This window comes from Crossiella sp. NPDC003009, from assembly GCF_053591555.1.
Map to the genome: position 1 here is coordinate 1 of NZ_JBSFUA010000014.1, position 15,281 is coordinate 15,281.

General features: G+C 72.3%; 13 protein-coding genes. 3 read left to right on the forward strand and 10 right to left on the reverse strand.

Going from position 1 to position 15,281, the window contains the following annotated elements; translation table 11 throughout:
* The coding region (locus tag ACWDY5_RS17595; protein ID WP_449723232.1) for a hypothetical protein at positions 1–188 on the forward strand (188 nt) is incomplete at its 5' end.
* Positions 189–425: 237 nt separating this feature from the next.
* Here ACWDY5_RS17595 and ACWDY5_RS17600 read toward each other — a convergent pair.
* On the reverse strand, positions 426–1,079 hold the full coding sequence (locus ACWDY5_RS17600) for a fasciclin domain-containing protein (protein WP_449723233.1): 654 nt from the start codon (positions 1,077–1,079) through the stop codon (positions 426–428).
* Positions 1,080–1,254: 175 nt separating this feature from the next.
* Positions 1,255–1,683 (reverse strand): Ohr family peroxiredoxin, encoded by a 429-nt coding sequence (locus tag ACWDY5_RS17605; RefSeq protein ID WP_449723234.1) that lies wholly within the window; start codon positions 1,681–1,683, stop codon positions 1,255–1,257.
* A gap of 100 nt (positions 1,684–1,783) precedes the next feature.
* Here ACWDY5_RS17605 and ACWDY5_RS17610 point away from each other — a divergent pair, with 100 nt between their 5' ends.
* Positions 1,784–3,697, forward strand: a complete 1,914-nt coding sequence (locus ACWDY5_RS17610) for a BTAD domain-containing putative transcriptional regulator (RefSeq protein ID WP_449723235.1) — start codon at positions 1,784–1,786, stop codon at positions 3,695–3,697.
* Here ACWDY5_RS17610 and ACWDY5_RS17615 read toward each other — a convergent pair.
* Positions 3,694–4,044, reverse strand: coding sequence for a hypothetical protein (locus ACWDY5_RS17615; protein ID WP_449723236.1), 351 nt, complete (start codon positions 4,042–4,044; stop codon positions 3,694–3,696). The two genes, ACWDY5_RS17610 and ACWDY5_RS17615, sit on opposite strands and share 4 nt — an antisense overlap.
* A gap of 28 nt (positions 4,045–4,072) precedes the next feature.
* Positions 4,073–4,549 (reverse strand): hypothetical protein, encoded by a 477-nt coding sequence (locus ACWDY5_RS17620; RefSeq protein ID WP_449723237.1) that lies wholly within the window; start codon positions 4,547–4,549, stop codon positions 4,073–4,075.
* A gap of 142 nt (positions 4,550–4,691) precedes the next feature.
* On the opposite strand from ACWDY5_RS17620, the gene ACWDY5_RS17625 reads away from it, so the two are divergent.
* Positions 4,692–5,720, forward strand: a complete 1,029-nt coding sequence (locus tag ACWDY5_RS17625; protein ID WP_449723238.1) for a DUF3466 family protein — start codon at positions 4,692–4,694, stop codon at positions 5,718–5,720.
* Positions 5,721–5,741: 21 nt separating this feature from the next.
* Here the strand turns inward: ACWDY5_RS17625 and ACWDY5_RS17630 are convergent, their stop codons facing one another.
* The 6 genes from ACWDY5_RS17630 to ACWDY5_RS17655 all read right to left on the reverse strand — a co-directional run bounded on the left by ACWDY5_RS17630 (position 5,742) and on the right by ACWDY5_RS17655 (position 15,281).
* Positions 5,742–6,839: an SGNH/GDSL hydrolase family protein gene (locus tag ACWDY5_RS17630; RefSeq protein ID WP_449723239.1), complete on the reverse strand. Its 1,098-nt coding sequence runs from the start codon at positions 6,837–6,839 to the stop codon at positions 5,742–5,744.
* Positions 6,840–6,931: 92 nt separating this feature from the next.
* A complete protein-coding gene (locus ACWDY5_RS17635; RefSeq protein WP_449723240.1) occupies positions 6,932–8,653 on the reverse strand; it encodes a cellulase family glycosylhydrolase in 1,722 nt (573 codons plus the stop codon).
* 34 nt (positions 8,654–8,687) lie between these two features.
* Positions 8,688–10,175 carry a glycoside hydrolase family 43 protein gene (locus ACWDY5_RS17640; RefSeq protein ID WP_449723241.1) on the reverse strand — a complete coding sequence of 496 codons (1,488 nt, stop codon included), beginning with the start codon at positions 10,173–10,175 and terminating at the stop codon, positions 8,688–8,690.
* The gene (locus ACWDY5_RS17645; protein ID WP_449723242.1) at positions 10,172–12,166 is read right to left on the reverse strand and encodes a beta-galactosidase; all 1,995 of its coding nucleotides are present in this window, start codon (positions 12,164–12,166) and stop codon (positions 10,172–10,174) included. Before ACWDY5_RS17645 ends, ACWDY5_RS17640 begins: the two co-directional genes overlap by 4 nt.
* Positions 12,163–14,247 (reverse strand): glycoside hydrolase family 31 protein, encoded by a 2,085-nt coding sequence (locus ACWDY5_RS17650; RefSeq protein WP_449723243.1) that lies wholly within the window; start codon positions 14,245–14,247, stop codon positions 12,163–12,165. The genes ACWDY5_RS17645 and ACWDY5_RS17650 overlap by 4 nt, the downstream gene beginning before the upstream one ends.
* The gene (locus tag ACWDY5_RS17655) at positions 14,244–15,281 is read right to left on the reverse strand and encodes a LacI family DNA-binding transcriptional regulator (protein ID WP_449723244.1); all 1,038 of its coding nucleotides are present in this window, start codon (positions 15,279–15,281) and stop codon (positions 14,244–14,246) included. Before ACWDY5_RS17655 ends, ACWDY5_RS17650 begins: the two co-directional genes overlap by 4 nt.

A 15,281-nucleotide genomic window follows, 5' to 3' on the forward strand; every position in this document is an offset into this window, starting at 1 on the left:
CCGCACCCGACTTCACGATCACCGAGATCGGGTTGTCGTCGGGGAAGTTGTCCTCCATGACCTGGGCGATCTCGTTCGTCGCCTGGGTCCAGATCCGTCGGCGGCCAGTGTGCTTGCAACTGGCGACCGGTGTGCCAGCGACCGGCGTGCCCGTGACCGGCGTCCAGCGGCCGTGGCTGCTGGGTTAGCGACCGCGCGTTGCCGCCCCTGACGGGGTCCGCCGCCGCCACCGTTCCTCTGCGGAACGCTCGAACCCCGGTTTTGGTTGCCTTTCGTTTTGGATCACTGCGCTCGATCGGGTGAACCGGGGCGAGGTGGCGGTGGTGGGATCAGCATAACCGCTGGTCTGGGGTGGGGCGGGAGGGGGCCGCGGGGCCGGCCGCCGGAGGGTTTGGTGCGGGCTCTGGCGGCCGGGGGGCGGGGGGTTACTTGGGCATGAGGACTGAGTCGATGAGGTAGACGGTGGCGTTGGCGGTGTGCACGCCGCCGCAGATGACGTTGGCGTCGTTGGCCTTGAGGGTGTTGCCTGCGCCGGTCACCTTCACCACGCCGGTCTGCACCGTCTTCTGGTCGCCGGCGATCTTGTCGGGGGTGATCTGGCCGGGGAGCACGTGGTAGGTGAGGATCTTGGTCAGCAGGGCGTCGTCGGTCTTGAGCTTTTCGATGGTGGCCGCGTCGATCTTGGCGAAGGCCGCGTCGACGGGGGCGAAGACGGTGAACTCGCCGCCGTTGAGGGTGGAGACCAGGTTGACCTTGGGGTTGAGCTTGCCGGAGACGGCGCTGACCAAGGTCTTGAGCAGGGGGTTGTTGCTCGCGGCGACCGCGACCGGGTCGGCGGCCATGCCGGTGACCGAGCCGCCGCCGCTGGGGACCTGCTTGGCGTAGTCGGCGCAGCCGGGGCCGACCAGGTCGCGGGCGGGGTCGGCCATCGCGCTGGAGGTGGGGGCCGCCGCACTGCTGGGGGCGGCCGAGGGGGAGCTGGAGTTGCCTGCCATGTCGCCGGAACCGCAGGCCGCGGCGAGCAGGGCGATCGAGGCGACGCCGAGGGTGGCGGTGGTGCGGCGGGCGGTGTTGGTCATGACTGGCTTCTCTCTTCCGGACGGTCGGTCGAACACCTCGCATTCGGCGCCAGGGGGAGCACGGATCGGGTCCATCACCGACCGTTATTCCTTCGTTACCTTGGGTGGGAGCCGGAACCGGTCCCTGGCGCGACCGCCTCGCGCGGTGGGACCTGCGGCTGCCGGCACAGTGCGGCTAGGCGACCGTGGCATCGATGGTCACCGGGATGGACGGGCCCAATGCCTTGGAGTAGGGGCAGATCCGGTGCGCGTCCCGGCCCAGCCGCGCCGCGGTCTCCTGGTCGATCCCGCTGACCTCCAGGTGCAGTGCCGCGCTGAGGGTGAACTCGCCTGCGCCGTCGTGGTGCAGGGTGACCTCGGCGATCACCGCGAGGTCCTTGAGCGGGACCTGCGCCGCGGTGGCGGCCCGGCGGGTGGCGCCGAAGAAGCAGGAGGCCCAGCCCGCGGCGAGCAGCTGTTCGGGGTTGGTCGCGCCGCCGGCGCCGCCGAGTTCCTTGGGGATGGCGAAGCGGAGGTCGAGCCGGCCGTCCGCGGCGACAGCGCGGCCGCCGTTGCGGCCCTCGCCGGTCACGGTCACGGCGGCGGTGTACTGGGTTGCGATCATGGCGGTGACCCCATCAGTCCGATGTGGACTGAGTGCTGACGAATTGTTGACGCGCTGGTCCGGGGGCGAATCGGCGGCGGGCGCGCATAGGGTGAGGCTGGTGAGCGCGGGGTTGCGGTTCGAGCTGCTGGGTCCGGTGCGGGCATGGCTGGACGGGGCCGAGGCCGATCTCGGCGCGCCGCAGCAGCGCGCGCTGCTGGGTGTGCTGCTACTGCACAACGGCACGGTGGCCACCCAGGACGCGCTGGTGGACGCGGTGTGGGGCGCCAGCCCACCGCCGGCGGTGGGCGGCATGGTGCGCTCCTACGTCTCCAAGCTGCGCCGCGCGCTCGGTGACGGCCGCCCGGCCACCGTGATCCGCTCGGTCGCCGGTGGCTACGCGCTGCCCACCGCGCCGGGGCAGCTGGACCTGGCCGACTTCCAGGCGCACCTGTCCACCGCCCGCGAGGCCCGGCGCACCGGTGACCTGGACGCCGAGGCCGGCGCGCTGCGGGCGGCCCTGGACCTGTGGCAGGGCACGCCGCTGGCCGGGGTGCGCGGGGACTACGCCGAGCGGGAACGGGTGCGGCTGCGCGAGCTGCGGCTGACCGCGGTGGAGGAGCTGGCCGCCGCCGACCTGGAGCTGGGCAGGCACACCGAAGCCGTCGCCGCGCTCAGCTCGCTGATCATCGAGGAACCGCTGCGCGAACGCGCCCGCACGCTGATCATGCTGGGCCTCTACCGCTCCGGCAGGCAGGCCGAGGCACTGGAGCTGTACCAGGACGCGGTCCGCTTGTTCGCCGACGAGCTGGGCCTGGACCCCAGCGCGGAGCTGCGCGAGATGCAGCGGCGGATCCTGCGCGCCGACCCCGGCCTGTCCGGCCCGACCCCGGTGCGGCCGCTCAGCACCGCCGAACGCGCCCGCCTGCCCATGCAGCTGCCGCCGGACCTGCCCGAGTTCACCGGCCACCACGAGTTGCTCGCCGGGATCGCCGCGCAGCTGCGCCCGCAGGAGACGGGCGTGCCGGTGCACGCGCTCACCGGCGGGCCCGGCATCGGCAAGACCACCGCCGCGGTGCACCTGGCGCACCTGGTGGCCGAGCACTTCCCGGACGGGCAGTTCTACGTCTACCTGCGCGGCGCCGCCACTCCCGATCCGCTGCCGGTGCTGCTGCGCGCGCTCGGCGTCACCGAGGTCCCCGACTCCGGCGCCGAGCGGATCACGTTGTGGCGCACCCTCACCTGCGGGCGGCGCATCCTGCTGCTCGCCGACGACGCGGTGGACGAGGGCCGGGTGCGCGCGGTGCTGCCCGGCACCAATGGCCCCGCCGTGCTGCTCACCGCGCGGCAGCGGCTGCACGGGCTGGCGCACGCCCGCTGGCACACCCTGCCCGCGCTGACCCCCGGGGAGTCGCGGGAACTGTTGGCGCGCACCATCGGTGGCGACCGCCTGGCCACCGACCCCAGCGCCGCCGCGGCCCTGCTCGCGCACGCCGACGGCCTGCCCCAGGTGCTGCACAACGTGGCCGCCCGCCTGGCCGCCCGCCCCGACTGGACCCTGGCCACCGCGGTCCGCCGCCTCACCACCCCGGTCACCCCGGCCGCCGAGGACCCCTACACCGCCACCCTGCGCGCCCTGCCCGCGGAACCGGCCCGCGCGCTGCGCCTGCTCGCCGTCCCCGACGGTGACACCCTCACCCTGCCCGCCGCCACCGCCGTCCTGGACCGCGACCCGGCCGCCACCGAGGACCTCCTGGACGCCCTGATCGAGGCGCACCTGCTCGAACCGGTCACCGAGGGCCGCTACCGGTTGCGCGCCCCGTTGCGCCGCACCGCCCGCGCGCACGCCCTCACCGAGGACGGCGAACCCGCCTGCCACGCCGCGCTGTCCCGGCTGGTCCGGCACCACCTGGACACCGCCGCGCACTGGTCACCTGCCGAGGACGGCGACCGGTGGGCGCTGGTGGCCCAGACCGAGCGGGTGCCGGAGGCGCCCTCGGCGGAGCTGGCCCGGCTACTGGCCGCCGAGGTCTAGTCCCCCTGCGCCCAAGCCGCCACCGGCAGCGACAGGTACACGCCGAAGTCCGCCAGCCCGGTGGCCGCCGCGATGTCGGCGTGCAGCCGGTCCGCCCGTTCCTGCCGGTTGGCCGCCCGGCTCTCGAACCACTTCGACTGGATCTCGATCACCACGGCCAGGCCGCAGCGGTCCAGTGGCCCCAGCTGCCGGAACCGGATCTCCACATCCCCCGGTTGCAGGTCGCCGTCGTACGGTTCCTCCGGGCACTCCACGGCCACCGACACCAGGTGCGGCAACACCGAGCCGAGCTCACGGAGGACGGACTCGGCGACTTCCGGGGCATGGGTGATCTCCACTAGCGGCACCAGCCCACTCTAGATCGCAGCGGGCGGTTCACCAGCGACGAAGCCGGTGGCTGGGGTCGCGCCAGAACGACGGGAGCCGCACGCCGTCCTCGGTGCACAGGTACAGGCCGCCCGTGACCACCGCGCCGAGGCCGATGGCGTTGGTGAGCAGCCACAGCAGCATCGGCGCCACGCTCAGGTCGTCCGCCTGGTCCAGGGCGACGAGGGCGGACGTGCCCACGACGGCGATCACCGCGCCCACCAGCAGAACCGCGAGCCAGCGCAGCTTCGCCCGCAGCCGTTCGGCCGGACTGAACACCCGCACTTCCAGGTGCGCGTCGCAGGAGCCGCACGCCACCGTGTCCACCACCACGCCGGTGGCCGGCCTTGGCACCGGGATCTGGTGCAAGGAGTACCGGATCTTGTGCGTGGCGATGACGATGTACTCGCGCTCCTCTTCGCTGTGCACGTGCGTCAGGCGAACCCGTGGGTACTCCCCGACCTTCGCCATCGCCTTGTCTCCCATGCTCCGCGTCTTCCGGTCTCGTGGTCCACGCTAGGGCGGTGCGGCGGCGGGATCACTCCGGCGGCCTGTTCCTGTCACGGGGCCGGACCACCGGCGATATACGCTCCTCGGGAAGCTCAACCCACTGGGGAAGGACATCTTCGTGCGTATTCGACGTGCGTCCGTCGCGGGCACGCTCGCGCTGACCGCGCTGCTGGTCCTCGGCGCCGCCGCACCGGCCATGGCCGCGGCCGCGCCCACCGATCTGGGGGTGCTGCCCGGCACCGGCAGCTCGCACGCCACCGCGATCAACGACCACGGGGTCATCGTCGGCGAGTCCAGGAACAGCGACTACCGGCGGGCCGTGCGCTGGGCGCGGGACGGCTCGATGACCGAGCTCGCCCGGCCCGAGGGGCGCAAGACCACGCAGGCCTGGGCGATCAACGAGAGCGGGGTCGTGGTGGGCGACGCCCAGGACCCGGAGCTGGAGCGGCCGGTGCGCTGGGATGCCCAGGGCCGGGTCGAGGTGCTCACCCTGCCGGCCAACGAGCAGGGGAACAGCAGCGGTTACGCCGTCGGGATCAACGACGACGGTGTGGTGGTCGGCCAGTCCGTCTACTACACCGAGGACCGGTGGTTCGAGCGCGGCCTGCGCTGGAGTCCCGACGGCGCGATGTCCATTTTGGACCCGCTGCCGGGGCACGAGCGGTCCCTGGCCCGCGCGGTCGGTGCGGACGGCACCGCGGTGGGTTCCTCCAGCCTGGGCAACAACCAGGTCGCGGTCCGGTGGCTGCCGGAGGGCACCGTCACGCCGCTGCCCGCGCTGCCGGGCCAGACCTCCAGCCGCGCTGAGGCAATCAACCGGCACGGCGTGATCGTCGGTCTCTCCGGCAGCAGGCCGGTGCGCTGGAACCTCGACGGCACCGTCACCGACCTCGGCCTGGTCCCCGGTGGCCGCGCGGGGATCGCCAACGACATCAACGACGACGGGCTGATCACCATCGAGTCGCGCTTCCACGAGCTCGGGGACAGCAGGGCCGTGCTGCGCGAGCTGGACGGCACCCTCACCGTGCTGCCTGTGCTGCACGGTGAGGAGGCCGGGCTCACCGCCGGGGTGAACAACTCGGGCACGGTTGTCGGCCTCAGCGGCGACCCGCGCACCTTCAGCCGCGCGACCCGCTGGGACCGCTGAGCACGCGGCGCTGGATCGCCGTCACCACCCCAGGGGCAGTGTGGCCAGGTAGTTGGTGAGCAAGCCGGAGATCAGCCGGTGGTCGTGCTGGGAGAAGTGCCAGTCGCAGCCGAGGCGGTCCAGCGCCGGGTCGTTGTAGAACCAGTGGCGGATTCTGTTGTCCCCCTTGCGGTTGCGCTCCTGCACGACCTGCTGGGTGGCATCGGCGAAGGTGGTGGTGCTGGACACCGCGGTAGCGCTGACCACGATCGTCGTGCCGGGGCCGTAGCGGGCCCGCAGCTTGTCCAGGAAACCGTGGTACGCGGACTTGTACGCCGCGACCAGGCGCTCCGGGGTCCACTGCTCGCCGGGGTTGATCGCGGTGGAGAAGTCGTTGGCGCCCAGGCCGACCACGACCAGCTGCGGTCGCCAGGCCGGGTTCTGCCACACGTCGCCGGGCACGTGCTGCAGCCCGCGGTCGTAGAAGGTGCGGTAGGTGAGGTCGGGGGAACCGCCGTTGTAGTTGCGCACCATGCCCAGGCCGGACTGCGCGTTGATCTGGTAGTCGGCGTTGAGCGCGCGTGCGGTGAGCGCGCCGAAGCTCTGGTCGGTGTTGGTGTTGCGGCTGACCCCGCCGGTGGCCGAGCAGTCGCGCGAGGTGGACATGTTGCCGTAGCCCGCGGTCATCGAGTCGCCGATGAACTCGATCTGCCTGGCGCGCGCGGGCGGCTTGGCCAGCACCGCGCCGCCGGGCGCGGCCACGAACCCGCCGAACTCCCCCGCGGCCCAGGTGCTCTCGGTCCGCTTGACCAGCCGGACGCGGTGCGTGCCGTTGCTCAGGCCGCGCACCCAGTGCGTGGTCCGGCCCGGTGTCACCAGGGTGGCAACGGTCTTGCCGTCGATCTGCACGTCGTAGTCGTTCACCGCGTCGTTGAGCACGATCCCGACGCCGGTGCCGCGGAAGCGGCCTTCGAAGTAGACGCCGGGCCAGGTGTACTGAGCGGCCTTGGTGACCCGGCCCGCGGTGTGCGCCTGGTCCAGTGGCGCGGCTACGGCGGCCTCGGCGGCCGGGACGCTGCTGAGGGTCGCGGCCAGCACGGCGGTGAAGGCCGCGGCTGCCGCTAATCGGGACCGGTACATGCTGAGTTCCTCCGTGGCTGTGAGGGGTGTCGACGGGTCCGCGGGGAGCCGGAGTGCCGGCTCCCCCGCGGACCACCGCGGCCTGGGTGGGGTCAGGCCGTCGTGCCGGTGACCGTGCTGCCCGACTTGGTGACGTGGTAGGTCAGCTTGACGCCGCTCCAGTAGTGGAAGGTCAGCGTCACCCTGGTGTTGTCCTTGACGGCGGCGAAGAAGTCCGGCGTCAGGGTGGTGACGTTGGTGGCGTAGCCGGGCGCGAACGCGCGGTCGTACTCCTTGAACGGGGTCCAGTCGTGCGGGCCCGCGTTGCTGCCGTCGTCGTACTTGGCCTCCATGGTGGCCAGCAGGTCACCGCGGAAGGTGGTCGGGATGGCGAAGGCGGCTGTCGTCCCGTTGACGTTGCCCAGGATCGGCTGGTCGTGGGTGATGAGGTTGATCCGCCACGGCAGGCCGTTGGCGAAGCGGGCCGAGAGCACCGCGTTGACGCCGTACTCCCGTGATCCGCTCAGCCTGGTGATCGCCGAGGCGGTCAGGGTGAGCTGGTCCCCGGAGACGGTGTAGTCCCGGCCGCGCGCCAGCTCGGTGTTGCCGTGGCGCAGCCCGGTGAACGAGGTTCCGTTGAGGTTCAACGTGATCGTCTTGGCGGTGATGGCGCCGGCGCGGGCGCTGAACACCTGGTCGGTGGACGCGGTGGCCGAGCGGGTCCGCCAGCTCGACTTGATCTGCGACCACAGCTCGGGATCGCTCCACTGGAAGGAGTTGCGGCCCAGGTGCTGGCCGTTGTCCCACAGCATCGTGGTGATCTTGCGCTGGCGCGCGTGGTAGCCGAGGTACTCGAAGAACTTCAGCTTCTCGCCCTGCTGGATGGTCCCGGTGTGCCGGTCGAAGCCGAGCAGGCCGTACTCGCCGAGGATCACCGGCACGCCGCGCGCGATGAAGGTGTTGTGCACGCGGTCGAAGGAGTCGGTGACGTCCTTCTGCGCGGTGGCGTCGAAGTGCGTGCCGCCCGCGACGTTCACGCTGAACGGCCAGTAGCCGTAGTAGTGCACGGTGGCGATCAGGTTGGGGTCGTTGAACCCGCGGATCGAGGTCGCCAGCTCGTCCAGCCGCGCCTGCTCGGAGGAGGTGTGCAGGGTCGGCAGCACGAGCAGCCTGCTGGCGTTGTTGCCGCCGGAGCGGCGCACGATGTCCCGGAAGGAGGCGTTGAGCTCGTGCAGCAGCTCGGCGTTCTGCGCGGCCCCCGAGCTGCCGGTGAACTGCGGCTCGTTGACGCTTTCCAGGGTCAGCCTGGTCGGGGAGAAGTCCTTGAACGCGGTGGCCAGCTGGATCCACAGCTTGTTGTAGCGGGCGAGCACGCCGGCGCGGTCGGCCGGCATGTTCGAGATCCACTGCCAGGAGTCGTGGTGCAGGTTGGCCATGACGTAGAGGCCCTCGGCCAGCGCCCAGCCGACGACCTCCTTGACGCGGTTGAGGTAGGCCGGCTTGATCGTGTGCTCCGGCGCGGGCCCGGTGTGCTGGGTCCAGGTGACCGGGATGCGGATGCTCTTGAAGCCCTGGGCCTTCACGTTGCGCAGCAACGCTTGGGTGATCCGCGGGTTGCCCCAGGAGGTCTCGTCGTCGCCGGTGGAGTCCAGGGTGTTGCCCAGGTTCCAGCCGGGCTGCATCGCCGCGACGTGGGCCATCGCGTTGGCCGGCGCCCGTTCTTCGGCGGTGGCCTCGTTCGCCGTCAGCAGGGTGAAGCTCGCGGCCAGGGTCGTGAACCCGGCCACCAGTGCGCCGATCCGGTGGCGGATCGAACGGTTTCTGAGTAATCGCAACATGGAACCCTCACAATCTTCGTCGATTGGATGGTCAGAGGTGGTCACCCGCGTAGTCGAACCAGTCGAAGTGCACGGTTCCGGCCGAGGCGTACATGCCGATGACCCGGCCGGTGAAGCCGCCCGCCACCTCGGTGGAGAGGTAGCGGCCGTCGAGCGTGCCCAGCACGGTGAAGCCGCCATCCGGCCGCACCAGGCCGAAGGAGAGGACGTCCGGCCCGGAACGGGCGTCCGCGAGCTCCCGCGTCGCGTCCACCTCGATGCCCAGGACCAGGGGTCCGGCGGGCACCGGCCGGGCGGCCACCACCGTGCGCAGTGGGCCGATCCGGGCCAGCACCCGCACTTCTGCTGAGCCCGCCTCGATCTCGTAGTGGTGCCGCTCGTCGAAGCGGACCGCGAGGCCGCCGCTGCCGTCGGCGGGATCGATGAGCGCGCGCACCCGGCAGGAGCGGTGTTGCTGGCGGCGGCCGAGGAACACCGCGTCGGGCTCGTCCAGGGAACCGCCGCGGGCGCGCAGGGTCAGCCAGCCGGACCGTTCCGTTGTGGTGCACTGTGATTCGAGGCGCTCACGCGGGGACACCCAGTGCGGCCGCAGCTCGCCGGGGTCGAACTCGTCCAGGCCCGGCTCCGTGGGGAAGGGGTGCAGCGGCCACGGCGGCGCGGGCAGGACCGGTGCCAGGTCGCCGACCACGGGCCAGTCCTCGGTCCAGGTCACCGGAGCCAGGAAGGTCTCCCGGCCGAGCACGTGCCAGCCGGGGGTGCCGCCGCCGGGCCGCACGCCCAGCAGCACCATCCACCACGAGCCGTCGGGACCCTGCACCAGGTCGGCGTGACCGGTGTTCTGGATGGGCTCGTCGGTGCCGCGGTGGGTCAGGATCGGGTTGGCCGGGCACGGCTCGAACGGGCCGTTGGGCGATGAGCTCCTGGCGATGGAGACCCCGTGGCCCCGTTCGGTGCCGCCCTCGGCGATGAGCAGGTACCAGTAGTCGCCGATCCGGTACAGGTGCGGCGCTTCCGGGGCCTTCGCGCCCGGGGTGCCGGACCACAGTTCCCTGGCCGGGCCGAAGGTCTGCCCGGTGTGCGGGTCGATGCGGTACTGGCTCACCCCGGCGACCGTGCACCAGCAGTTGCCGTCGGCGTCCCAGGCCAGGTCCGGGTCGATGCCCGCGATGTCGGGCAGCCACACCGGATCCGACCACGGACCGGCCGGATCCGTTGCGGTGCACAGCAGGTTGCCGCCGCCCTCGCTCACGTTCGTCACGATCAGCCAGAACCGGCCGTCGTGGTGGCGCAGCGTGGGCGCGTAGATCCCGCCGGAGGACCACGCGGTGGCCAGGCGCAGCTGGCTGGGCCGGTCCAGCGCGTTGCCGATCTGCCGCCAGTGCACCAGGTCCCGGCTGTGGAAGACGGGCACGCCGGGGAAGTACTCGAAGCTGGAGCACACCAGGTAGTAGTCCTCGCCAACGCGGCAGACGCTGGGATCGGGGTGCATGCCCGGGATCACCGGGTTGGTCGGGCTCACCCGTCAGCTCCTCGCCTGAGCACCGCGCAGCCACCGGGCGGCAGCTCCCGCACTGCTGTCCCGGTGAGCAGGTCGTGCGCGGCCGCGGGCAGCGGCACCGGCTCGGCGCGGTGGTTGAGCAGGAAGTGCCAGCGGCGGCCGTCCGGGGCGTGCCGGGTGACCGCCTCCACGCCCGGCGGCAGGTCCGGCAGGTCGGGACCCACACCGGTCTCGGTCAGCAGCCGGGTGATCAGCGCGGCGTAGCCGGCCTCGTCCAGGCGGGTGGACAGGTACCAGCCCTGGCCGAACTCGAAGCGGTGCCGGGTCAGCGCCGGGGCCCCGGCCAGCATGCCGTGGGTGTAGGCCAGCACCGGCTCCGCGCGCTCGGCACACAGCAGCTCACTCCACGCGGTGGCCGTCAACCCGTCGGAGAGCACGATCCGCTCGTCCCGGCCCAGCGGCCGGTGTTCCTCCACCCGGATGCCCAGCGTCTCGCGCAGCGGAGCGGCCGGGTAGCCGCCGAGCTGGGCGTGCATCCGCTCGTCGACCACACCGCTGAAGTGCTGGACCAGCAGCGTGCCGCCGTCGGCGACGTAACGGCGCAGGTTCACCGCCCCGGCCTCGGAGAGCAGGGCCAGCGCCGGGGCCAGCACCAGCCGGTAGCGGCTGAGGTCGGCTTCCGGGTGCGCGAAGTCGGCGGTGACGCCCGCGTCCCACAGCGCGCGGTGCGCCCGGCGCAGCGCCGCGTGGTAGTCCAGCTCGGGCGAGGGCAGACCGTCGGACTCCAGCGCCCACCAGGCGTCGGAGTCGTGCAGCACGGCCACCTCGGCGGTGACCGTCGACCCGGCCAGCTCGGCCAGCCGGGCCACCGCTGCCCCGGTCTCGGTCACCTCGCGGAAGATCCGGCTGTCCGGACCCGCGTGCGGGACCATCGCCGAGTGCCACTGCTCAGCGCCGGCCTTGGACTGCCGCCACTGGAAGAACAGCGCCCCCTCCGAACCGCGCGCGATGTGCCCGAGGGAGTGCCGCAGGACCTCCCCCGGTTCCTTGTGCAGCGTCCGATCGCCCGCGTAGACGGTGTTGGTGCCCTGTTCCATCAGCAGCCAGGGCCGTCCGCCGGCGAAGGAGCGGGCGCGGTCCGCGCCGAAGGCGGTGTCGGCGGCCGCGTCCAGGCCGGGCGCGGCCGGGTAGTGGTCGATGGCGACCAGGTCGACCTCCCGGCCCAGCGCCCACAGGTCCACGTTCTGGTAGCCGGGCAGCATGAGGTTGGTCGTCACCGGCCGGTCGCTGTGCGCGCGGATCGCCTCGCGCTGCTCGCGGTAGGCGGCGACCACCTCGTCGGAGAAGAACCGGCGGAAGTCCAGTGCCTGCCCTGGGTTGTGGTGCCACTGGGTGGCGCGCGGCGGCAGGATCTGTTCCCAGCTGGTGTAGTGCTGACTCCAGAACGCGGTGCCCCACGCCTCGTTGAGCGCATCCAGTGAGCCGTGCCGGGCCACCAGCCACGCGCGGAAGGCGGCGGCGGTGTGCTCGCACCAGCACAGCGTCACGTACTCGTTGTGCACGTGCCACAGCGCCACCGCCGGATGGTCGCCATAGCGTTGCGCGAGGGCGGCGGCGATCCGGCGGGCCGCCTCGCGGTAGGCCGGGGCGGCCAGGCAGTAGGTGTCCCGGCTGCCGTGCACCAGCCTGGTGCCGTCGGCGGAGACCGGCAGCGCGTCCGGGTGGGCCAGGGTGAACCACGGCGGCGGGGAGGCCGTCGGGGTGGCCAGGTCGACCGCGATCCCGTTGGCGTGCAAGCGGTCCAGGTGGGCGTCCAGCCAGCCGAAGTCGTAGCGGCCCTCCTCCGGCTCCAGCAGGGCCCAGGAGAACACGCCGACCGTGGCCAGGTTGACCCCGGCCCGGCGCATCAGCTCGTCGTCCTCCTTCCACACCGGCTCGTCCCACTGCTCGGGGTTGTAGTCCCCGCCGAAGGCGAGCCCGCCGAGCCGGTCGAGGAGGCGACGGGTGCTCACGACTCCGCCAGCACCGGCAGCCGCGCGCCGTCGCGCAGGAACAGCGGGATGCGCTCGATCGGGGCCGCCGCGGTCACCGTCTGCCCGCCCTCGTGCTCCTGCCCGGTCCACGCGTCGGTCCACCGCGCGCCGGCGGGCAGGTGCACGGCGCGCTCGCGGGCGCCCGCCTCGGTCACGGGTGCGACGAGCAGGTCGGGGCCGAGCAGGAACTCGTCCTCGACCAGCCAGGACCGCGGGTCCTCCGGGAACTCCAGGAACAGCGGCCGCATCGGCGGCAGACCGGTCTCCGCGGCGGTGCGCATCTGCCGCATCACGTACGGGCGCAGGCGTTCCCGCAGCCGCAGGTGCTCGGCCAGGATCGGGTAGGCCTCCTCGCCGTAGGACCAGATCTCGTTGGCCAGCCCGGTCATCGCGGGTTCCAGGACCTGTTCGGAGCCGCGGAAGCCGTGCAGCCGGAACAGCGGGCAGAAGGTCCCGTACTGGAACCAGCGCACCAGCACCTCGCGGTAGGCGGGATCATCGGGGTCGCCGCCGTGGAAGCCACCGATGTCCGTTGTCCACCAAGGGATTCCGGACATCATCACGTTCAGTCCTGCCTTGATCTGGGTGCGCAGCGAGGCGAAGTCGGTGCCGATGTCACCGGACCACAGCGCGGCGCCGTAGCGCTGTGCGCCCGCCCAGGAGGAGCGGTTGAGCGAGATGATCTCGTTCTCCCCCACCGCGCGCAGGCCGTCGTGCACCATGCGGGCGTTCTCGCGGGGGTAGAGGTTGCCGACCTCCAGACCGGGTCCGGCGTGGTAGCGCAGGCCGTACTGGTGACCGGGCTTGAGCTCCGGTTCGCACCCGTCCAGCCAGAAGACCGTGATGCCGAGCTCCTCGTAGCCGCGCCGGATCCGCTCCCAGACGAACTCGCGGGCCTCCGGGTTGGTGGCGTCGTAGAAGGCGACCTGGGCCGAGTAGGCGCCCAGGCCCTTGTCCGGCCAGTCGGCGTGCGCCATCGGCCCGTACTCGGTGCCGATGAAGAAACCCTTGTCCAGCATGGCGTGGTAGTTCTCGCTGGCCGGGCTGACCGAGGGCCAGACCGAGACCATCAGCTTGACGCCCATCTCATCCAGCTCGCGGACCATGCCTGCCGGGTCCGGCCACTCGGCCGGGTCGAACCGCCACTCGCCGAGGTGGGTCCAGTGGAAGAAGTCGCAGACGATCACCGACAGCGGCAGCCCGCGCCGCCGGTACTCGCGGGCGACCTCCAGCAGCTCCTCCTGGGTGCGGTAGCGCAGCTTGCACTGCCAGAAACCCGAGGCCCACTCGGGCAGTTCGGGGGCGTGGCCGGTCGCGTCGGCGTAGCGGCGCAGCACCTCGGCGGGCTGGCCGGCGGTGATCCAGTAGTCGATCTGGCGGGCGCTGTCGGCCACCCAGCGGGTGCCGGTCTCGGCCAGTTCCACCCGGCCGATGGCCGGTGAGTTCCACAGCAGGCCGTAGCCCCGGTTGGAGACCAGCACCGGGATGGTGACCTCGGCGTTGCGCTGGACCAGGTCGATGACCGCGCCCTTCTGGCTGAGCAGGCCGTGGGTGTGCTGGCCGAGGCCGTACAGCCGTTCCCCCGGGTAGGCGCGGAAACGCTGCTCCAGCCGGTGGTAGCCGTTGCCGGTCGCGGTGGCCAGCCTTGGCCCCGGCCACCAGAAGTGGGCGGGCTGCTCGGCGAGCAGCTCGGCGCCGTCGGCGGTGCGCAGGAAGGTCAGCCTGCCCGCGGTCGGGGACAGCTCAGGGGTGAGCAGGCCTTCGCTGTCGGCGTCGATCCGGACCGTGATCTCGCCGTTGACCAGGACCGCGTGGTGCTCGGCGAGGGTGATCTCCGGCTTGCCGCCCTCCGGCGGCGCGTCCAGCAGCGCGCCGGGCAGGTCCTCCAGCAGCGGTCCGCCGGGGGTGGCCCTGACCCGGACGGCGTCCGGGCCCCACGCCTGCACGCGCAGGGTCTCGCCTTTGGCGCGCCATTCCAGGGCGTCACCGAGGTCTCGGAAGTGCGGGGACATGCGGCGCTCCTCGCGCTCGGGGATGGTGGGGTTCAGCGGTGGCGTCACGGATGTGCGACCAGTCGTGGTGCGGGACCGGTGCTCTCCCGGACGGTCAGGACCGGGTCCAGCAGCACCAGCTCGTCCTGCGGGCGTGTCTCGCGGGTGGCCGTGGCGAGCCTGCTCATCAGCTGCTCGACGGCCACCCGGCCGAGCTCCTTGGCCGGGCCGGTCACCGCGGTGAGCCGGGGCGCGTACTGCTCGACGAGCTGTTCGGGGCAGAGCGCGATGACCGAGGCGTCCTCGGGCACCGTGCGCCCGCTGGAGCGCAGCAGGCTCAGCAGCGGGCCGATCGCGCCCTCGTTCTGCACCACGAAGCCGGTGGTGCCCGGCCGGTCGGCCAGCACGCGGGTGAGCGCGCCCGCGGTGCTCTCGTAGGTGCCTTCGCAGGAACGGTGCACGAACCGCAGCCCGCGCAGTTCCGCGCGTTCGCGGAAGCCGGTGAGCGTGCGCTCGGCGTACCCGGCGTGCCGGTGGTAGACGCCGGAGCCGTAGCCGATGAAGGCGACCTCCCGGTGGCCCAGCTCGGCCAGGTGGTCGGCGCACAGCGCGCCTGCCGAGGCGAAGTCGTGGTCCACACAGGACAGTCCGCGTGGATCGTCCGGCAGCCCGATGAGCGCGGCCTGGGTGCCCAGCTCGCGCAGCGCGGGCACCCGCTCGTCGGCCAGCTCGACGTCCATCAGGATCACGCCGTCGGCCAGTCCGCTGCCCACGATCCGGCGCACCCCGTCGGGCCCCTCGTCGTTGGTCACCAGCAGCACGTCGTACCCGTGCTGCCGGGCCGACATGGTGACCGAGACGGCGATCTCCATCATGATCGGCACGTAGACGTCCGTGCGCAGCGGCACCGCCAGGGCGATGATGTGCGAGCGGCGACCGGCCAGTGCCCGCGCTCCCGCGTTGGGGTGGTAGCCCAGCACGGTCACCGAGTGCTCGACGCGGCGCCTGGTCTCCGCGGAGACCGAGCGCTTGCCGCTGAGCACGTAGCTGACCGTGCTGGCCGACACGCCCGCGTGCCTGGCCACATCGGCGATTGTCGCCAT